Annotated in this window: 19 protein-coding genes; 10 read left to right on the forward strand and 9 right to left on the reverse strand. The window is 62.8% G+C overall.

Annotated elements, in window-relative coordinates; genetic code table 11:
• The first annotated feature begins 92 nt into the window (after positions 1 to 92).
• A complete protein-coding gene (locus Q8X51_RS22840; protein WP_074846931.1) occupies positions 93 to 1,430 on the forward strand; it encodes an MFS transporter in 1,338 nt (445 codons plus the stop codon).
• 124 nt (positions 1,431 to 1,554) lie between these two features.
• Here Q8X51_RS22840 and Q8X51_RS22845 read toward each other — a convergent pair whose 3' ends face one another.
• From Q8X51_RS22845 to Q8X51_RS22855, 3 genes are all read right to left on the reverse strand, one after another.
• Positions 1,555 to 2,052, reverse strand: coding sequence for a DUF2269 family protein (locus Q8X51_RS22845; RefSeq protein ID WP_065928077.1), 498 nt, complete (start codon positions 2,050 to 2,052; stop codon positions 1,555 to 1,557).
• A 3-nt stretch (positions 2,053 to 2,055) separates the two neighbouring features.
• The gene (locus Q8X51_RS22850; RefSeq protein ID WP_065928076.1) at positions 2,056 to 3,183 is read right to left on the reverse strand and encodes a saccharopine dehydrogenase family protein; all 1,128 of its coding nucleotides are present in this window, start codon (positions 3,181 to 3,183) and stop codon (positions 2,056 to 2,058) included.
• 130 nt (positions 3,184 to 3,313) lie between these two features.
• On the reverse strand, positions 3,314 to 4,720 hold the full coding sequence (locus tag Q8X51_RS22855) for an XAC2610-related protein (RefSeq protein WP_407694146.1): 1,407 nt from the start codon (positions 4,718 to 4,720) through the stop codon (positions 3,314 to 3,316).
• A gap of 128 nt (positions 4,721 to 4,848) precedes the next feature.
• On the opposite strand from Q8X51_RS22855, the gene Q8X51_RS22860 reads away from it, so the two are divergent.
• Positions 4,849 to 5,412, forward strand: coding sequence for a cysteine hydrolase family protein (locus Q8X51_RS22860; RefSeq protein WP_065928074.1), 564 nt, complete (start codon positions 4,849 to 4,851; stop codon positions 5,410 to 5,412).
• Here Q8X51_RS22860 and Q8X51_RS22865 read toward each other — a convergent pair.
• A complete protein-coding gene (locus tag Q8X51_RS22865; RefSeq protein WP_407694147.1) occupies positions 5,402 to 5,857 on the reverse strand; it encodes an NUDIX hydrolase in 456 nt (151 codons plus the stop codon). The two genes, Q8X51_RS22860 and Q8X51_RS22865, sit on opposite strands and share 11 nt — an antisense overlap.
• Positions 5,850 to 6,500: a TetR/AcrR family transcriptional regulator gene (locus tag Q8X51_RS22870; RefSeq protein WP_065942112.1), complete on the reverse strand. Its 651-nt coding sequence runs from the start codon at positions 6,498 to 6,500 to the stop codon at positions 5,850 to 5,852. Before Q8X51_RS22870 ends, Q8X51_RS22865 begins: the two co-directional genes overlap by 8 nt.
• A 72-nt stretch (positions 6,501 to 6,572) precedes the next feature.
• Between Q8X51_RS22870 and Q8X51_RS22875 the strand changes: the two genes are divergently transcribed.
• A complete protein-coding gene (locus Q8X51_RS22875) occupies positions 6,573 to 7,439 on the forward strand; it encodes an aldo/keto reductase family oxidoreductase (protein ID WP_137212565.1) in 867 nt (288 codons plus the stop codon).
• Between the two features lie 5 nt (positions 7,440 to 7,444).
• Here Q8X51_RS22875 and Q8X51_RS22880 read toward each other — a convergent pair whose 3' ends face one another.
• A complete protein-coding gene (locus Q8X51_RS22880) occupies positions 7,445 to 7,876 on the reverse strand; it encodes an HIT family protein (protein ID WP_065948272.1) in 432 nt (143 codons plus the stop codon).
• Positions 7,877 to 7,950: 74 nt separating this feature from the next.
• Between Q8X51_RS22880 and Q8X51_RS22885 the strand changes: the two genes are divergently transcribed.
• Positions 7,951 to 8,628, forward strand: coding sequence for an aspartate/glutamate racemase family protein (locus Q8X51_RS22885; protein ID WP_065928069.1), 678 nt, complete (start codon positions 7,951 to 7,953; stop codon positions 8,626 to 8,628).
• Here Q8X51_RS22885 and Q8X51_RS22890 read toward each other — a convergent pair.
• The gene (locus tag Q8X51_RS22890) at positions 8,585 to 9,277 is read right to left on the reverse strand and encodes a glutathione S-transferase (RefSeq protein ID WP_407694148.1); all 693 of its coding nucleotides are present in this window, start codon (positions 9,275 to 9,277) and stop codon (positions 8,585 to 8,587) included. The genes Q8X51_RS22885 and Q8X51_RS22890 overlap by 44 nt on opposite strands.
• Before the next feature lie 139 nt (positions 9,278 to 9,416).
• Between Q8X51_RS22890 and Q8X51_RS22895 the strand changes: the two genes are divergently transcribed.
• The 6 genes from Q8X51_RS22895 to Q8X51_RS22920 all read left to right on the forward strand — a co-directional run bounded on the left by Q8X51_RS22895 (position 9,417) and on the right by Q8X51_RS22920 (position 15,359).
• Positions 9,417 to 9,980: a TetR/AcrR family transcriptional regulator gene (locus tag Q8X51_RS22895; protein ID WP_092485001.1), complete on the forward strand. Its 564-nt coding sequence runs from the start codon at positions 9,417 to 9,419 to the stop codon at positions 9,978 to 9,980.
• A 202-nt stretch (positions 9,981 to 10,182) separates the two neighbouring features.
• The gene (locus tag Q8X51_RS22900) at positions 10,183 to 11,238 is read left to right on the forward strand and encodes an AMP-binding protein (RefSeq protein ID WP_407694149.1); all 1,056 of its coding nucleotides are present in this window, start codon (positions 10,183 to 10,185) and stop codon (positions 11,236 to 11,238) included.
• Positions 11,239 to 11,248: 10 nt separating this feature from the next.
• Complete coding sequence (locus tag Q8X51_RS22905; RefSeq protein ID WP_407694150.1) at positions 11,249 to 12,025, forward strand: ABC transporter ATP-binding protein; 777 nt, start codon at positions 11,249 to 11,251, stop codon at positions 12,023 to 12,025.
• 2 nt (positions 12,026 to 12,027) lie between these two features.
• Complete coding sequence (locus Q8X51_RS22910) at positions 12,028 to 12,909, forward strand: branched-chain amino acid ABC transporter permease (RefSeq protein ID WP_065928064.1); 882 nt, start codon at positions 12,028 to 12,030, stop codon at positions 12,907 to 12,909.
• A gap of 22 nt (positions 12,910 to 12,931) precedes the next feature.
• Positions 12,932 to 13,999 (forward strand): branched-chain amino acid ABC transporter permease, encoded by a 1,068-nt coding sequence (locus Q8X51_RS22915; protein WP_027608468.1) that lies wholly within the window; start codon positions 12,932 to 12,934, stop codon positions 13,997 to 13,999.
• A 28-nt stretch (positions 14,000 to 14,027) separates the two neighbouring features.
• Positions 14,028 to 15,359, forward strand: coding sequence for an ABC transporter substrate-binding protein (locus tag Q8X51_RS22920; protein WP_065948266.1), 1,332 nt, complete (start codon positions 14,028 to 14,030; stop codon positions 15,357 to 15,359).
• Positions 15,360 to 15,386: 27 nt separating this feature from the next.
• On the opposite strand, the gene Q8X51_RS22925 is transcribed toward Q8X51_RS22920, so the two are convergent.
• Together Q8X51_RS22925 and Q8X51_RS22930 are read right to left on the reverse strand one after the other, a co-directional pair.
• Positions 15,387 to 16,553 carry an alpha/beta hydrolase family protein gene (locus tag Q8X51_RS22925; protein WP_027608470.1) on the reverse strand — a complete coding sequence of 389 codons (1,167 nt, stop codon included), beginning with the start codon at positions 16,551 to 16,553 and terminating at the stop codon, positions 15,387 to 15,389.
• 25 nt (positions 16,554 to 16,578) lie between these two features.
• Positions 16,579 to 17,553 (reverse strand): VOC family protein, encoded by a 975-nt coding sequence (locus Q8X51_RS22930; protein WP_407694151.1) that lies wholly within the window; start codon positions 17,551 to 17,553, stop codon positions 16,579 to 16,581.
• Positions 17,554 to 17,565 lie beyond the last annotated feature (12 nt).

A 17,565-nucleotide genomic window follows, 5' to 3' on the forward strand; every position in this document is an offset into this window, starting at 1 on the left:
CTACTGACTATGCGGACGACTCTTTTGAGCCCGGCCGCCCAACACCCTCCCCGGATAATCCAGCATCCCCGACCCCTTCCGAGGCCTTCCCCATGACGAGCCCCTCCACCGAACAGGTAAGCCCCCAAACCCTGCGCAAGGTCATCATCGCCGCCGGCATCGGTAACTTCGTCGAATGGTTTGACTTCGCCGTGTACGGCTTCCTCGCCACCACCATCGCCCAACAGTTCTTCCCCAGCGGCGATGCCAGCGCGGCCTTGCTCAAAACCTTCGCGGTGTTCGCCGTCGCCTTCGCCTTCCGGCCCCTGGGCGGGATTTTCTTCGGCATGCTCGGCGACCGTATCGGGCGCAAGCGCACCCTGGCCATGACCATCCTGCTGATGGCCGGCGCCACCACCTTGATCGGCCTGCTGCCCACCTACGCCGCCATCGGCGTCACGGCGCCGATCCTGTTGTCGCTGATCCGCTGTGCCCAGGGTTTCTCCGCCGGCGGCGAATACGCCGGTGCCTGTGCCTACCTGATGGAGCACGCGCCCCGGGACAAACGCGCCTGGTACGGCAGCTTCGTGCCGGTGTCGACGTTCTCCGCCTTCGCCGCCGCCGCCGTGGTGGCGTACGCCCTTGAAGCGTCGTTGTCCGCCGAGGCCATGGGCAATTGGGGTTGGCGCCTGCCGTTCCTGATCGCCGCACCGCTGGGCCTGGTGGGCCTTTACCTGCGCTGGAAGCTGGATGAGACGCCCGCCTTCCAGGCCGTGAAGCAGGAGCACGCGGTGGCCCACTCGCCACTCAAGGAAACCTTGCGCAACCATGGTGCGGCGATCTGCTGCCTGGGCGCTTTTGTGTCACTGACGGCGCTGTCGTTTTATATGTTCACCACCTACTTCGCGACGTACCTGCAAGTGGCCGGTGGGCTGAGTCGGGCGATGGCGTTGCTGGTGTCGCTGATCGCGTTGATCTTCGCCGCGGCGATTTGCCCGCTGGCGGGGCTGTATTCGGATCGCGTGGGGCGTCGGGTCACGGTGATGACGGCGTGCGTGTTGTTGATGGTGGTGGTGTATCCGTCGTTCCTGATGGCCAGTTCCGGTTCGTTCACGGCGTCAATTGTCGGGGTGATGTTGCTGGCGGTCGGCGCAGTACTGTGTGGTGTGGTGACGGCGGCGTTGCTGTCGGAGACCTTTCCGACCCGCACGCGTTATACCGCTTCGGCGATTACCTACAACATGGCGTATACGATCTTCGGCGGCACCGCGCCACTGATGGCCACGTGGTTGATCAGCACCACCGGCAGCAACCTGTCACCGGCGTTCTACCTGATTGCCGTGGCATTGCTGGCGTTGGCGGGCGGGTTGGCGTTGCCGGAGACGTCGAGGATTTCCCTGCACGACGTGGGCGCAGAGGACAAAAGCCCGGCACCGCTGCTCTCGCGTTAAGCACCCACACCGTCCAAACCGTAGCAGCGGCCGACGCATGAGCAGCACTTTTTGAAGGGGCCGCTATGAACACAGCGGTATGCATCGTTGCACCGGTTTGGGATGCCAAGCCTTGAGCGGGCACTCAGCCCCCCGCCAACAGCCCGACCAACTGCCACGGCGTCATCTTCGTCACCATGATCATCACGATCACAAACATCCCCAGGAAGCCGAAGACGCCCAGCCAGAACCATTTCCGGTACACACCACGGAATCCATCATCCAGCACCGTGTCGGTCTCGACCGCCCGCGAGGCCATCTGCTGCAAGCGCTTCTGCAGTACCAGCACCGGCAGCCACAGCGAGCCCACGCAGAGGAAGATGATCAACGCGGTCAGTACCCATTCCGTGGTCACAGACAGCCCGGCAAGCTGGATCAGCAGCAAGCCCGTGATGATCTGAATAACGCCCGCCGGCGTGGTAATCCAGGTATCAAACCGTACGACCATGCGCGCCACATGGGCGATCACTTGCGGGTTGGCCGTGCGACTGGCGGCGATCAGGTAGAGGTACGAGCCCATGCCGAAGCCGAACAGGAAAATCGCCGCGATGATGTGCAGGTACTTCAGGCACAGGTAGAGCATCCGTCAGGCCTGCCCGTCAGAGAAGCGCACCGTCAGGCTCAGCTTCGTCGGTTCGTTGATGGCGGCCATGTATTCGTCGACGCTGATTTCGCCTACGCACGGGCGGGCACCGGGCTCGGGCACGTAACCGTGGGCCATTTTGGTGGCAAGGGCAACGGCTGCACAGCTGGGGATTTCCGGGCCCTTGTCGTCCAGGGCCGTGAGTTGCACCGCCAGGGACAGCGGCTGACCGTGCATGCCCAGGCCTTGCACGTCGATGTACATCGCGCTTTTGCCATCACCCAATCGTTCGAACCAGGTGCCCAGGCGATGCAGTCTGGCGGCCCATGCAAGGTGGTCGCGCACAATGCCCATGCGTAGCGCTTGCGCCAGCAGATAATTGGCGACACCGCCCAGTTTGAGCCCCGCACCGGCCTTGAAGCGCAAGGTATGGGCGCCATAACGACCAGCGAATATATCCATGTCGGGCACGTCCACATTGGCCAGCACCCGCGTGCCGAGCTGGGGCATCCTGCGCAGGGTCAGGTCCTGCCAGCCCAGCACTTCGTGCACCTGGCCCTGCTTGAGTTGCTTGATCGGTTTTCCCGCGTAGGCAAGCACACCTTCGATGGTCGACAGCCCCGGCATCTTCGCCGAAGAGGAAATGCCATGCTCGATGGTGTCGATGCGCGTAAAGCGATCGCGGTACTGATCGATGATGGCGGACGACAACGTCGGTACAGAGCTGCAACCGCTGAGGACGGCCACGCTCGCCTGCCGGGCTTTCGCATCCAGCACGCCGACGCCATTGACGAAGGTCCGGCAATCCGACAGGTCGCAGTAGTTCACGCCCGCGTCGATGCAGTGCTGGGCGACGGCATAGGATTGCCCCTGGAACGGGCCGCCGGTGTGGATCACCAACTGGATGTCCATCGACTGCAAGACGCCAGCGAACCCGGCCGCCATGGCATCGCCGCACCAGCTTTCGCACACGCGGCCGGAGGATGTTTTCAACGCATCGACTTTGCCCTGCAACTTGTGTGGGTGGCGGCCCGAGACCACCAGTTCAATGCCCGGCGCGCCCGCCAGGTGCTGGCAAATGATGCTGCCAAAGTTGCCGTAGCCGCCGATCACCATCACCCTGAGTGCCATTGCATGCTTCCCTGATCAATCAATTGTGCGCGGGGCCTGAGACAGGCCAGCAGCTGAAACGGCTAAAGATACCCGATTTGCTTAATCGCCTGAGCCAGGATCGACACTCAGGCAGCATTGCTCCCAAGCCTCAGGGCTGCTTACGATAAAACCCGGTCAGGTAGTCCTGGCTGTCCGGCGCCGAGTTGTGCTCGATCACCGCAAAGCCCTTCACCAGTTGGATGTGATACGGCCCGGCCCGAGGGGGCGCCTGGGGTGCGCGCACGATGATCAGGTTTTCGGTTTCCATCGGCACGCTTTGGTGCGTAGTGATGATGATCTTGTCGGTGCCGGTGTCTTTGAGCGTCACGCTGAGTTCCGCCACTTCCCGGCCCTGGGCGTCGCGTTCGGGAAGGATTTTCAGGTCCAGGTCACCGTCGCGGCCGAGGAAGTCATCGCGCATCTGGTAATGGCCATCGCGCTGGTCGCGGGCCACGTCGCCGAGCTTGTCGTACTCAGGCTCCCGGTCCTGCCTGTGCAGTTGAATCTGCAGCTCGGGCTGGTCGCCCTTGGCGCCACTGACCCAGGTGCCCGCGTAGGCATAGGGTTCGACGGTTTCCCGCGTGATGCGCCAGATGCCGGTTTGACGGCCATCATCGGCATATTCGTGCAGGTAGATAAACGACTGGTCGCCGTACTCACCCTGGTCGCCCACCAGCTTGATCGGCTTGCCGCTGCCGCTTTTGGTGTAGCGCAACTCACCGATCAGCACCGCGCCTTGTTGCTGGTACCAGAGCTGCACCGGGATCTTGCCGTTGAGGGTGCCGGTCAGGAACTCGGGGTCTTCGTTGACCGGCCCTTCCAGCCTGGGCGTTTCCAGCCACTGGCCGTCCTTCCACTCACCGGTGGTGCGCAGCATGTAGCCGCTGGGCATGCTGTTGTTGGCGTCATCGTCCGTCGCCGGCACTTCTGCCTGGGTGCACGCGCTGAGTCGCACCAGTTTGCCATCGCGCATCTGATAGCGGCTGGCGCGGGTCCAGCAGCACCCCCGGTCGGTCTGCGAATGGATAATGCCGTCCTTGGGATTGATCGAAAACATCCCGCCGGAGGTCTCGTTGGCGAGGTCGCTCAAGGGGCCATTCAGCACCCAGCGGGACGTGTGCGGGTCTTGCAGATACACGTCGTAACTGGACTGGAAGTCCTTATCCGCACCGGTGCCATTGCGAATCGCCAGGTCCTGGCGGCCATCCTGGTTGATATCGGCGAAGTACACCACGCCGTTCTCCCCCATCAGGCGCCAATCCACGGTTCTGCCTTGCTGGTCCAGCGGCACCTGGGCATCCGGGGTCTGCAATTGCTGAAGGATTTCAAGGGAGCGTTTGTCGCGCAGGGTGATGAGCGCCGGCGCCAGGTGCTGCAAGTCCTGCGGCACCTCCGGGAACAACACTTCGACCAGGTATTGACCACTGGGGTCATTGACCGAGAACGAACGGGGCTCGGCCATGACGGGAGCGGCCAGGGCCAGGGAGAGGAGTACACCGCTGAGTCGCGTACGCATCCAACGCATCCTTGCTGAAATCCGGGGGCGGCAGTGTAAAGGCAAATGGCGAAGGCATCGAACAAATCGCTGTTTAGGCGCACTCAATGGCTGCTATGTTTTGTGCCTCACGAGCCAAAGGATGTGCCATGGACCCCCTAGCCACAAACGCTGCACTGGTGCTCATCGACATGCAGCAGGGCATGAACGACCCCAAGCTCGGGCGCCGCAATAATCCGCAGGCCGAGCAGCAGTTGCAGCAGTTGCTCGGCGCCTGGCGGCAGTCGGGGCGACCGGTGGTGCACGTCAGGCACATCTCCCGTACCCCCGGTTCGGTATTCTGGCCGGGCCAGCCGGGCTGCGAATTTCAGCCTGGGCTGCAACCACTGGCCCACGAACACGTGGTGGAAAAGAACGTACCCTGTGCCTTCATCGCCACCGGGCTGGAACGCTGGCTGCACGCGCGTTCGATCAAGCAACTGGTGATCGCCGGGGTGATCACCAACAACTCCGTCGAAGCAACGGCACGCACAGGCGGCAACCTGGGCCTTGACGTGCTCGTCGCCGCAGACGCCTGCTACACCTTCGATCAAACCGATTTGTCCGGGCGCCTGTGGCCGGCCGAGGACGTGCACGCACTGTCGCTGAGCAACCTGGCCATGGACTATGCCAGGGTGGTCGAGACGGCCGGGATTCTCGGCGCTATGCGCTGAACACGCCGGCTTGCACCAGCATGTCAACCAGCGCTTCGGGCCAGACCGTTTCCTCGGTGGCACGCAACGCCTGGGCCGACCACCACTGATGGTCCGCCATCACCTGGGTTTCTTCCAGCGTCCACTCAGCCCTGGACAGTTCGGTGTTGGCGGTGTGGACCACAAAGTAGTGCTCGACGGCCGACACCGTTTCACCGCTGGGCAGCATCAGCGCAAATCGGCGCTCGGCGATGGGCGCTGCAACGGCCTGCACCTGGATACCGGTTTCCTCGCACAGCTCACGGATGGCAGCAGCCTCGAAAGTCTCCCCCGGTTCGACACCGCCGCCAGGGGTAGCCCAGTAATTTTGACCGGCCAGCGCGCCGTCTTTATGGATGAACCTGAAGAGCAGTACTTCATGCGCGGGGTTGATAACCAGCAGTCGTGCAGCCTTTCGTTCACGCATGGGTCTTCCTTGGGGTCGGAGGTTGATGAGCCTGCAGATACGCCCTCAGCATCAAGGTGGTTTGCTGCTCCAGCGCAGCCTCGAACGCAGGCGCGGCGTTCCCCTCAAGCAGGGTGCGCACCGGGCCGACGATGGCACTCAGCGAGATCGCCGCGACCAGGCCAGGGTCGTCAAAGTGGGCGTCGGACGCCGTTGCCAGCATGGCTGCAATCGCGCCCACCATGCGCAGGTTGATACGTGCGACCAACTCCGGCCCGCCGCGTTCGGCTGCGATCGCATACAGCGCCTTGGATACCGCCTGTTCGCGCAATTTTGCGGTGAGTAATGCCTTGACCAGGCCGCCCGCCATCTCCGCAACCGACGCGCCCTGAAGCCCGGAGCACGCCAGCTCGACGCTATCGGCCACGCGCACCAGGTGTTTTTCCAGAATGGCGGCGAGCAACGCATCGCGATTTGGGTAGTACTGGTAGAGACTGCCCACCGACATTCCCGCGCGCTCCGCCACCCGCGTAGTGGTGCAGCGCACCAGACCCTGCTGGGTCAAAACCTGAAGGGTTGCCTCATGCAATGCTTCGACGGTTGCCGCAGAGCGTGCTTGAACCGCTGATTTTCTTGGTTTCAATGACGCTTTGACGGTGCTCATGGAATGCGAATTCCAAAATCTGAAGGATCCTTCATATTAGGGCCTTATTCAGTTCAAGCAAGAGCAGCAGTCATGAGCAACCTGGCAAGCAGCGGCACCTTCACCCTTGGCGACCATAAGGTCAACCGCATCGGCTACGGCACAATGCAACTGGCTGGGCCGGGTGTATTCGGCCCGCCCAAGGACCGGGATGCGGCCCTGGCGGTACTGCGTGAGGCCGTCGCAGCCGGTGTGAACCATATCGATACCAGCGATTTCTACGGACCGCACGTCACCAACCAAATTATCCGCGAGGCGCTGCATCCTTACCGGGACGACCTCACGATCGTCACCAAGATCGGCGCCCGTCGCGACGATCAAGGTGGATGGCATGGCGCAGCATCGAAGGCGGAACTGACCAAGGCCGTGCATGACAACTTGCGTAACCTGGGCCTGGACGTGCTGGATGTGGTCAACTTCCGTTGCACCCACAACCTGATGGGCACGGCAGAAGGCTCGATCGCAGCGCCCCTGGCCGCACTCGCCGAACTGCAACAGCAGGGCCTGGTACGCCATATCGGCATCAGCAACGTCACGCCGACGCAAGTGGCCGAAGCCCGTGGCCTGATTGAGTTCGTCTGCGTGCAGAACCTGTACAACATCGCCCACCAACACGACAACGCCTTGATCGATGAGCTGGCCAGGGACGGCATCGCCTATGTACCGTTCTTCCCCCTAGGCGGATTTACCCCGGTCCAATCATCGACACTGACTAACGTTGCCCAGCGCCTGGGCGTAACGCCAAAGCAACTGGCCCTGGCGTGGTTGCTGCGTCGCTCAGCGAATATCCTGCTGATTCCGGGGACCTCATCGGTCGCTCATTTGCGAGAAAACCTCGCCGTAGCCGAACTGGACCTGACGGACGACGTGCTGGCAGAACTGAACGACATCGCAGGGTAAACGCATCAGCCTGCCAGTAATTGCGCGATAGCCTTACGCAGATCCCCATGCACGTCTTCCGCGTACGGCAACGCATTTTTCCAGTCATAAAACCAGACGGGCATCTTGCGCTTGTCATCCGGCTCCGAGGCGTAGCGCGGAAAAATATGGCAATGCAACTCCGGCTCCGAATTGCCCAGGATCTCGTAGTTAATGCGCGACGCACCGCTGGCTTGCAGCACCGCGTCGCCGATGCGCGCCATGTCGAGCAGGTAGATCGCGCGGGCGTCGGCATCCAGGTCGTTCAGGCTGGCGACCACAGGGTCGGGCAATAGCAGGCAGTAGCCAGGCAGGAATTGCACATCGCCCATCACTGCCCAACCTGAGGGCATGCGACAGATGATCTTGTGGTTGGTGCCGTTGCGGGCCTGTTCTACGCGTTCCATGATCAGCGGCATACCCTGTCCTTGCGTTAGGTGAGTGCGGGCTGCATCTTAACCATCGTCGACATTTTCAGCACTGGAAACAGCCCATGCGCATCGCCTGCCTTCATACCGCCGCCAGCAACATCAGCGTCTTCGAAACCGCCGCGAAAGCACTGGGTATCGGCGCTGATGTGCTACGTCATGAAGTGCGCGCCGACCTGTTGGCTGCTGCCGAAAACGCCGGTCATCTAAGCGCCGAGATCTGCGCATCCACCGCATCAGCCCTGCTTGCACTGGCTGAACAGGCCGACGCCGTGGTGCTCACCTGTTCGACCCTGGGCCCGGCCGTTGAAGGTATCTCCAGCAGTGTCCCGATCCTGAGAACAGACGAAGCGCTGGCCGCCTCGGCGGTGCAGGCGGGCGGAAAAATTGCGGTGCTGTGCGCGGTGGAAACCACCCTCGAACCGACCGCGCGGCTGTTTCACAAGGCCGCGCTGCAATCGAACGCGGTCGTCGAAGTGCGGCTGGTTCCGGGGGCATGGCGCTTGTTCAAGGCGGGTGACATCGACGGCTACCTGGCGACAATCGCCAAAGCTGCCGATGCCGCCTATAGGGATGGAATGACACGGGTTGCGCTGGGCCAGGCGTCGATGAGCGCGGCCGCCGTGCAGGTAACGGCCGGCCCGCTGCCCCTCACCAGCGCAGCGGCCGGGCTGGCGGCAGCTATGCGGGCCGTTGCCCTCAGTGCGGTTGTGCAACCATTGCACGCCAGGCTTGAACGCTAGGTCGCTCGTTGACCCTGGCCTGCCAGGCGCGCAGGGCTTCACACGTCTGCGGCAGCGGCAATTGCACCAGGTCCGCGAAGATCATGCCGCCGAGTAACGCGATATCGGCCATTGAGAAGGCATCGCCGGCCACAAAGGCGCGGGTCTTGAGCACCTTATCGAAATAGTGCATCCCCCTGACCGCCTTGTCCCGCATGCGCATGCCCCATTCGGCGTTCTGGTAAAGCTCTACCTCAGGCCCAAGCCCAGGGGTGGCATGATGGAAATACACGCTGACCGCATCCATCAATTCAATCTCTGCGCGCTTGGTCATCATGTGGATCAGGCCTTGCTCGGTCGGCGTCCTGCCGGTGAGGGTCGGGTTGCCATCGAGCGTGTCCAGGTACTGGGTGATAGCCGTGCATTCAGCGATGAACGTGCCGTCTTCCAGTTGCAGCACTGGCAGGGTGCCGGAGTAGTTGAGGGCCAGGAACTCAGGTTGTTTGTGCTCCCCTTTCCAGAGGTTGACCGACACGAACTCAACGCGCGGCAACATATTTTTCTCGGCCAGCGCAATACGAACACGCGCTGGATAGGGGCCGTTGTACCAATCATAAATCTTCATCAACGGCGGTTGGGATACGTGGGTTTGTGGTTGTTGGAACGTCATGATCTGCTCGCCTACCTGTCAAATGGTAGGTAGAGACTGAAGGTATTATTTCAGGCCGTCAAGCATTACCTACCAGTTGGCAGGTAAAACCTTATCAGCGTAGAATTCGCCCCTCCCCACATTTAAGAGCAATCCCCACGTGAGTGAAAATGCCCGCGAAGCGATTCTGGAAGCCGCCAAACTCGCCGCTCAGCACTACGGCTACAGTGGCATCAACTTCCGCAGCATCGGCGAAACGGTGGGGATCAAGAACGCCAGTATCTATTACCACTTCCCGAGCAAAGCCGATCTCGGCGCGGCCGTCGCCAGGCGCTATTGGGAAGACGCCGCCAGCGCCCTCGCGGCGATACGCAGCGAGAACCCGGATCCGCTGCAATGCCTGCGTGCTTATCCGAGCATCTTTCGAAAATCACTCGAAGACGGCAACCGCTTGTGCCTGTCCAGTTTTATGGCGGCCGAATATAAGGACCTGCCGGAGCCGGTGAAGGAAGAGATACTGACGTTTGCCAATATCAACGTAGCCTGGCTGGCGGCGCTGCTTGCCGAGATCGAACCCGGCAATACAGAGGCCTGCGAGCGTCGCGCGCGTGCCATCTACACCGCCATTGCCGGCGCGCAGTTGATTGCCCGCACCCGGGCCGATCTCGGTTTGTACGACGAACTGGTCCAGAGTTATCGGGACGCGGGGCTTATCCCGGCGTGACAAGCTGGAGCCCTGTCGGCGACAGGTAGCGCTCCAGCAATGGCCCCATCGCTGTTGGCCCAACAACACTGCTTGGACAGCTTGTGCTGAATCAACACACGCCTCCTCCCCCAAAAATCCACATATCCCCTTGAAATAAAAGCATTTAATCCTCTGGCATGACGCGTGCAATCGCCTTCGCATACTGACGAAGGATACCCCCATGCCCCAGACACTGCCCCAGGCGCTGTTGCGCCAAGCCCACACCCGAGGGTCGGCAATTGCCTTGCGCTTCAAGCGCCTGGGCATCTGGCATGAGCGCAGCTGGAGCGCGGTGGCGCACGAGGTCAGCCAACTCGCCGCCGCCTTGCATCAGCGCCGCTTCGGGCCTGACGACAACCTGTTGATCCTCAGCCAGGCGCGCCCCGAAGCGTTGCTGCTGGCGCTGGCCGCGCAATGGCTGGGCGCCAGCGTCACGCTGCTCGACCCGGACCGCGACAACCGGGCGCTGCTGGCCGGGCTGCGACCCCGCTTCGTGCTCGTGCAAGACCTGGAAGCGCTGCAACAACTCGGTGAACGCGGGGTGGTGGTGTTTCTTGACGGGCGTGGCCTGAGCCAGTTCGCAGACGCCGATTTGATCGACTATGCCGAGCTGCGTGCCGATGCACCGCCACCCGCCCACGCCCCGCAGCCGAACGACACCGCCTTCGTCTTTCATGCCGACACGTCCCTGCACTTGACCCATGGGCAATTGCTCGCGGGAAGCCGGACGCTGGTCGACCGCGAACACCTCGGCGCCGACGACGAAGCCCTCGCCGCACGGGTGTTTGCCGCCAGCGGACAGGCACGCTACCTGCTCGCGCCCTGGCTGCACGCCGGCTTTCGGCTGAACTTCCCCGAGGCCCTCGCCACCCGCGACACCGACCGCCGCGAGCTGGGCCCGACCCTGGTGCTGGGCACCCGCGAATCCTATGGGCGCCTGGAGCAATGGGTGCGTGAACGCCTGCCACTGCCGGGCAGCTTCAGCCATCGTTTATACGACTGGGCCATGCAGCCCACACCCTCCCCCGTGCGCCGCTGGCTGGGCCATTGGCTGGTGCGTCGGCCTTTGCTGGATCTACTGGGCATGAGCCGCCTGCGCGTGCCCTTGCTGGTCGGGCCGCCACTGCATCCGGAAAGTGCCGCCTTCTTTGCGGCCCTGGGCATTCGTCCCGGCCATTGGCAAGAGCCGTCCACCCGCCACGAACCCAGCGACCACTTGCTGTCTCAATCTGCCTGACGAGCCTTCCATGCACACACCCACTGAAGCGGTATTACTGCGGCTCGATGACATCTCCCTGTCGTTCAAGGGTATCAAGGCAATCACCTCCATCAGTTTCGAGGTCAAGGCCGGTGACATCTGCGGCCTGATCGGCCCCAACGGCGCGGGTAAAAGCTCGCTGCTCAATGTGATCAACGGGGTCTACCACCCCCAGGGCGGCAGCATCCGCTACGCCGGCCAGACCCGGCGGCGCATGCGCGCGCACCAGGCGGCCGAAGGCGGGATTGCGCGGACCTTCCAGAATATCGCGCTGTTCAAGGGCATGAGCGTGCTCGACAACGTGCTCACCGGGCGCAACCTCAAGCGCCGCAGCAGTTGGCTGGAACAGATGCTGCGCCTGGGCCGCGCGCCACGGGAGGACGACGTCCACCGCCTGCACGCGGAAAAGGTGATTGCCTTCCTGCAGATCCATCCCTGGCGCCATGTGCTGGTGGGCACCCTGCCCTATGGCCTGCAAAAACGTGTCGAGCTGGCCCGCGCCCTGGCCGCCGAACCGACCCTGCTGTTGCTGGATGAACCCATGGCCGGCATGAACGCCCAGGAGAAAGCCCAGATGAGCCAGTTCATCCGCGACATCAACCGCGAGTTCGGCACCACCGTGGTGCTGATCGAACACGACATCGGCGTGGTCATGGGCTTGTGCGACCACGTGGTGGTCCTCGACTACGGTCGCAAGATCGGCGACGGCACCCCGCAACAGGTGCGCGCCAACCCCGATGTCATCGCCGCCTACCTGGGAACCTGAGCATGGAATTTTTCTTCGAAGTGCTGATCGGCGGGCTGCTCGCGGGTGTGATGTATGCCCTGGTGGCGATTGGTTTTGTGCTGATCTACAAGGCCTCCGGCGTGTTCAATTTTGCCCAGGGCGCCATGGTGCTGTTCGCCGCGCTGACGTTTGTCAGTTTGTTGGAGCGCGGCTTCCCGTTCGCCTGGGCGTTCCTGATCACCCTGGCGAGCATGGTGGTGCTGGCGCTGCTGATCGAAAAAGTGGTGCTGCGGCCCTTGGTCAATCGTCCACCGATCATCCTCTTCATGGCCACCCTCGGGCTGTCCTACATGATCGAGGGCTTTGCGCAGTTCCTGTGGGGTGCGCAGGTGCACGGGCTCGACCTGGGCATCGCCGACGAGCCGCTGGAAATCCGCGGCATGCTGCTTTCGCAATTCGACCTGTTTGCCGCCGGCACCGCCGCCGCGCTGGTGATCGTGCTGTCGCTGCTGTTCAACAAGACCCGGGCGGGCCTGTCGTTGCGTGCGGTGGCCGATGACCCGCTGGCGTCCATGGCCATCGGTATTCGCCTGCCGCGCATCTGGGCGTTGGTGTGGGCGGTGGCCGGGTTCGTCGGGCTGGTGGCCGGGTTGCTCTGGGGCGCACGCCTGGGGGTGCAGTTCTCGCTCTCGCTGGTGGTGCTCAAGGCGCTGCCGGTGCTGATCATCGGCGGGTTCTCGTCCATCGGCGGGGCGATTGTCGGTGGCTTGATCATCGGCGCAGCGGAGAAGATCGCCGAGATCTACCTCGGCCCGATCATCGGCAGCGGCATCGAGAACTGGGTGCCCTACGTCCTCGCCTTGCTGTTCCTGCTGGTGCGGCCTGCCGGGTTGTTCGGCGAGCGCGCCATCGAACGGGTTTGATTGTCCTTGGGGAAATGCCTGCATGTTGTATCAAGAAGTCGGTCAAATCAGCACCTCCTACGCGGCCGAGCGCCGCACCTTTCGCCTGCGCCAGGACCGCGTCGCGCTGTGGCTGCTACTGGGCGTGGCGTTTTTTGCGGTGCCCTGGCTGGGCAATGACTACTGGTTCAGCGCAATCCTGGTGCCGCTGCTGGTGCTGTCGCTGGCCGGGCTTGGGCTCAACCTGCTGACGGGCTACGCCGGGCAACTTTCACTCGGCTCGGCGGCGTTCATGGCGGTGGGCGCGTTTGCCGCCTACAACCTGCAGTTGCGGGTGCCCGGCCTGCCGCTGCTGGTGAGCTTTGCCCTGGGTGGCGTGATCGCCGCCGCGGTGGCGGTGTTCTTCGGCTTGCCGAGCCTGCGCATCAAGGGCTTTTACCTGCTGGTGGCGACCCTGGCCGCGCAGTTCGTGGTGGAGTGGGTGCTCACCCGCTTCAGCTGGTTTACCAACGACAACGCCTCGGGCGTGATCACCTCACCGCCGCTGCTGATTGCCGGGCTGGATTTCAGCTCACCGCGTGGCCGCTACGTGCTGACGCTGGCCGTGGTGGTGACGCTGTTCTGGCTGGGCAAGAACCTGGTGCGCAGCGAACTGGGCCGCAACTGGATGGCAGTGCGCGACATGGACACCGCCGCTGCCGTCATCGGCATTCGCCTGTTGAAGGCCAAGCTGCTGGCGTTTGCCATCAGCGGCTTCTATCTGGGCATCGCCGGTTCACTGTGGGCGTTCGCCTACCTGGGCACGGTCGAGCCCCACGGCTTTGACCTGAGCCGCTCGTTCCAGGTGCTGTTCATCATCATTATCGGCGGCCTGGGCAGCGTGCTCGGCAACGTCCTTGGCGCGGCATTCATCGTGTTGTTCCCGATCCTGCTGGCCAATCTCTTCGCGCTGTTGCCCGCTGGACTGATGGATGCCGGACAGCTGGAGAACATCCAGAAGATGCTGTTTGGCGCGCTGATCATCGCGTTTTTGATCAAGGAACCGGAGGGGCTGGCCCGTCTGTGGCAGCGCTTTCGTCAACGGGCCAGGGTTTGGCCGCTGCGTTACTGAACTCAATAACCCCCCAGGAATGACCTCCATGACACACCGCTTATCGCTGCGCCGCCTGGCCTTGGGCCTGGCCCTGATCACCGCCGGGCTCACGGCCGGCGCCCAGGCTGCCAACGAACAATACTTCCCGTTGCAGAGCTACCGGGTCGGCCCGTACGCCGCCGGCGGCACCGGCTTCTTCGGTGGTTTCATCGACTACCTGCAATACATCAATGCCAAGGGCGGGGTGAACGGCGTCAAGCTGACCTGGAGCGAGTGCGAGACCGAGTACGTGGTGGAAAAAGGCGTCGAATGCTATGAGCGCCTCAAGGGTGGGCTCAACGGTGCACCGGCCGCCGCCACCAACCCGCTGTCAGTCGGCATCGCCTATGCCACCCTGGACCGCTCCACCGCCGACAAGCTGCCGCTGATCACCATCAACCATGGCCGCACCGATTCCACCGATGGCAGCGTGTTCCCCTACGTGTTCCCGCTGCAGCTCAACCCCTATTCGGAAGTCTCGGCGATCATCAACTACATCGGCCAACGCGAAGGCGGCGCCGACAAGCTCAAGGGCAAGAAAATCGCCGTGCTCTACCACGGCTCGCCGTACGGCAAGGAAACCAATGGTGTGCTCGAAACCCTGGCGAAAAACGCCGGCTTCGAACTGACCCTGCTGGAAGTGCCGCACCCCGGCAACGAGCAGCAATCGCAGTGGCTCAACATCCGGCGCCTCAAGCCCGACTGGGTGATCCTGCGCGGCTGGGGCGTGATGAACCCGGTGGCGCTTAAATCCGCGCAGAAAGTCGGCTACCCGGCCGATCACATCATCGGCAATATCTGGAGCAACTCCGAAGAAGACGTGGTACCGGCCGGTGCCGCCGCCAAAGGCTTTATCTCGATCACCACCCACCCGTCGGGCACCGACTTCCCGGTGCTGCAAGGTATCCAGCAAAGCGTGGTAGACGCCGGCAAGGGCAACCTGGCCGACCCCAAGCGTTTCGGCACCGTGTATTACAACCTGGGCGTGGTCAACGGCATTCTCAACGTCGAAGCGCTGCGCCTGGCCCAGGAAAAATACGGCCACCAACCGCTCACTGGCGAGCAAGTACGCTGGGGCTTCGAACACCTGAACCTCGACGACGCACGCCTGCAGGCGCTGGGCGCCAAGGGCCTGGTGCAACCGCTGAAACTCTCCTGCGCCGACCACGAAGGCGGCGGCGCCGTACGCTTCCAGCAATGGGACGGCCAGCGCTGGAACCTGATCAGCGACTGGGTACAAGCCGACCGCGCCTTGCTGCGGCCGATCATCGAAGCCTCGGCGGCGCAGTACGCCAAGGAGAAAGGCATCACGCCGCGGGATTGCAGCAAAGAGCAGTAAGCCCCGAAATAGACCGTTGTTGAGCGCTCACCCGGAGTGGGTAGTACCGCCCAGGCGCTCAGCAACCCAATCGGCAATCCAGGCGCCGGCGTTCGAGGTGTTGTCCAGGCTGCTGTGGTGGATACCGCCTTCACGCGGGGTGAACACCTTCAATTCGCGATCCGGGCTGTTGGTGAGTTGGTCATAGGACTGATGCGCGTACGCCAGCGGAATCTGCCGGTCGGCCTCGCCATGACTCACCAGGAACGGCACCTTGATACGCTCCATTACCCCGTTGAGATGCACCTGCTCGGCGAGCGTCATGAACGCCTCCATGCTGCTCGCACCCCACACCCAGCACACGTGCTCCCAGTAGTGCGGCACTGGTCGTTCACCTTCGCGGGCCAGGCGGCGCTTCTGCATTTCGCCCCAGTTATGGTTCGCCCCCCACACTGCGCCCAGGGCAAAGCGCGGTTCGAACGCTACAGCGCGCGGGCAGTAATACCCACCTAGGGACACCCCCAGCAAGCCGATACGCAGCGGGTCGATTTCGCGGCGGGTTTGCAGGTAGTCCATCAACGGGCTGGCCCACAGTTCGGTGTTGACGACTGCGGTCATGCCGTGCAGGCGCAGGGCTTCGCCGGTGCCGGGCTGGTCGATGAACAGGCTGGAGATGCCGCGTTTGGCAAGCAATTGCGGGAACAGCCCGGCGCGATGGACCATCTCCTTGGTGCTGTCCAGGCCATTGATCACCACCAGACACGGCGCCGCGTCAGTTACGCCCTCAGCCGGGGTGAACAGCCCGGCGAGATGGGCACCGTCGTAGGGAATTTCAAACCGCCGGGTATTTTCGCCAGACAGTTCGACGCCTTCGGCGAAGGTGCGCAGAAACTTGGCGTACAACGCTTTGCGAGGCGCATGACCGTGAGCCTGCATACGCTCGGCAGTGATGAAATACACCGCCGCGCGGTTCAACTTGTCACCGGCGCTGAGCCACCTGCCGGCCGCCTTGTCTTCCTGCGCCAAGGCCACCAGGTTGTCGCCTCCAGCCTCCCAGGCGGCCATAAACGCCTGGGTGCCCGCATCGTCACCCTGGCGGGCTACCTCCAGCAGCGGCCGGCACATGGTGTCGATCTCGCCGATCTTGCCGCCCATCTCGATGGCTGCCGCAACTGCCAGGCTCCACACATAATTGGTTTCGAAATACTGGAACATGCTCATGGGTCAATCCTTGTGAAAATCAGCGGCGCATAGCCGGGAATTCGCCCTGGTAAAAGGTCACGTCCCAGGGAATGTCGTCCTGCATGAACGCAGGCGGGTTGCCCATCCACTGGGCCGTGCCGAAGCGAAACTCCCATTCGCGCGGTACCCAACTGTCGTCGAGGTAATCGGTGTCGGCGCCGTACTCGGCCTCACCACCGGTGGGTGAGTTGAAGTAGCAGAAGATTGCCGAAGCGATGCGGTGGCGGCCGGTACCGAGAAAGCCATGCTGCCAACCGCGTCGGGTCATGTAATTGGAGCCGACCATCACCTCGTCGAAGTCCTCGACCCCGAAGCAGGCGTGATGAAAACGCGGCACCCCGCCCGCCCCCGGTGCCTTGTTATTGAGCAGGAAGGTGTTGTGGTGCTCATTGGCACCGTCGGCGCGCAGGTAGGTACCCACGCCTTTCTGATGGTCGGACAGGCGAAAGTTCAGACGGTCGCGAAAGAACGCAAAGCTCTGCCAATAGTCGTCCACGGCAAACACCACGTGGTTGATGGTTTTAGGTCGAGCCCGCGTGCGCCATTTGCGGTGCTGGTTGAGACGGTTGACGTTGCCGGCAGCGTTGACCGGGTCGGGGGCGTAGGTGACTTTCCTGCGGTTGAACACGCGAAGCCCCAAGGCCTGGCCGCAATCGCTGAGAAAGTGCCAGGCATCATCCTCGCCCAGGAGAACCTCACGGTCGCGGGACAAGTCGGCGACCAGCCGCGCCAGGTTTTCAGCGTTGTCCACGCCCCAGATGGTCTCCTTCACACCGAAGCCTTCGTAGCGCGACGCCGGAATAGAGGGGTGATGCATTTCGCGCACGATAATGGTCGAGCCTTCCTCCAGTCGATACAGGCTTTCCTGATCGTTGGCACTGAGGCGCACCAGGCCGAAATCATCAAAGAAGCGCGAGGCCAGGGCCAGGTCCTCGACGCCATACAACAGGGTGTCGATGCCGATGATCGCCATCTCAGGTCTCCT

The sequence above is a fragment of the Pseudomonas sp. Yb2C2 genome (assembly GCF_052112325.1).
Classification (GTDB): Bacteria; Pseudomonadota; Gammaproteobacteria; order Pseudomonadales; family Pseudomonadaceae; genus Aquipseudomonas; species Aquipseudomonas marginalis.

Excerpts from the sequence above, each read along its gene's own strand:
- Q8X51_RS22855 (WP_407694146.1), bottom strand. The coding sequence starts at position 4,720 with ATGCGTACGCGACTCAGCGGTGTACTCCTCTCCCTGGCCCTGGCCGCT.
- Q8X51_RS22915 (WP_027608468.1), top strand. The coding sequence starts at position 12,932 with ATGTTGTATCAAGAAGTCGGTCAAATCAGCACCTCCTACGCGGCCGAG.
- Q8X51_RS22885 (WP_065928069.1), top strand. The coding sequence starts at position 7,951 with ATGCGCATCGCCTGCCTTCATACCGCCGCCAGCAACATCAGCGTCTTC.
- Q8X51_RS22840 (WP_074846931.1), top strand. The coding sequence starts at position 93 with ATGACGAGCCCCTCCACCGAACAGGTAAGCCCCCAAACCCTGCGCAAG.
- Q8X51_RS22905 (WP_407694150.1), top strand. The coding sequence starts at position 11,249 with ATGCACACACCCACTGAAGCGGTATTACTGCGGCTCGATGACATCTCC.
- Q8X51_RS22875 (WP_137212565.1), top strand. The coding sequence starts at position 6,573 with ATGAGCAACCTGGCAAGCAGCGGCACCTTCACCCTTGGCGACCATAAG.
- Q8X51_RS22845 (WP_065928077.1), bottom strand. The coding sequence starts at position 2,052 with ATGCTCTACCTGTGCCTGAAGTACCTGCACATCATCGCGGCGATTTTC.
- Q8X51_RS22910 (WP_065928064.1), top strand. The coding sequence starts at position 12,028 with ATGGAATTTTTCTTCGAAGTGCTGATCGGCGGGCTGCTCGCGGGTGTG.
- Q8X51_RS22860 (WP_065928074.1), top strand. The coding sequence starts at position 4,849 with ATGGACCCCCTAGCCACAAACGCTGCACTGGTGCTCATCGACATGCAG.
- Q8X51_RS22890 (WP_407694148.1), bottom strand. The coding sequence starts at position 9,277 with ATGACGTTCCAACAACCACAAACCCACGTATCCCAACCGCCGTTGATG.
- Q8X51_RS22920 (WP_065948266.1), top strand. The coding sequence starts at position 14,028 with ATGACACACCGCTTATCGCTGCGCCGCCTGGCCTTGGGCCTGGCCCTG.
- Q8X51_RS22865 (WP_407694147.1), bottom strand. The coding sequence starts at position 5,857 with ATGCGTGAACGAAAGGCTGCACGACTGCTGGTTATCAACCCCGCGCAT.
- Q8X51_RS22850 (WP_065928076.1), bottom strand. The coding sequence starts at position 3,183 with ATGGCACTCAGGGTGATGGTGATCGGCGGCTACGGCAACTTTGGCAGC.
- Q8X51_RS22925 (WP_027608470.1), bottom strand. The coding sequence starts at position 16,553 with ATGTTCCAGTATTTCGAAACCAATTATGTGTGGAGCCTGGCAGTTGCG.
- Q8X51_RS22930 (WP_407694151.1), bottom strand. The coding sequence starts at position 17,553 with ATGGCGATCATCGGCATCGACACCCTGTTGTATGGCGTCGAGGACCTG.
- Q8X51_RS22880 (WP_065948272.1), bottom strand. The coding sequence starts at position 7,876 with ATGCCGCTGATCATGGAACGCGTAGAACAGGCCCGCAACGGCACCAAC.
- Q8X51_RS22900 (WP_407694149.1), top strand. The coding sequence starts at position 10,183 with ATGCCCCAGACACTGCCCCAGGCGCTGTTGCGCCAAGCCCACACCCGA.
- Q8X51_RS22870 (WP_065942112.1), bottom strand. The coding sequence starts at position 6,500 with ATGAGCACCGTCAAAGCGTCATTGAAACCAAGAAAATCAGCGGTTCAA.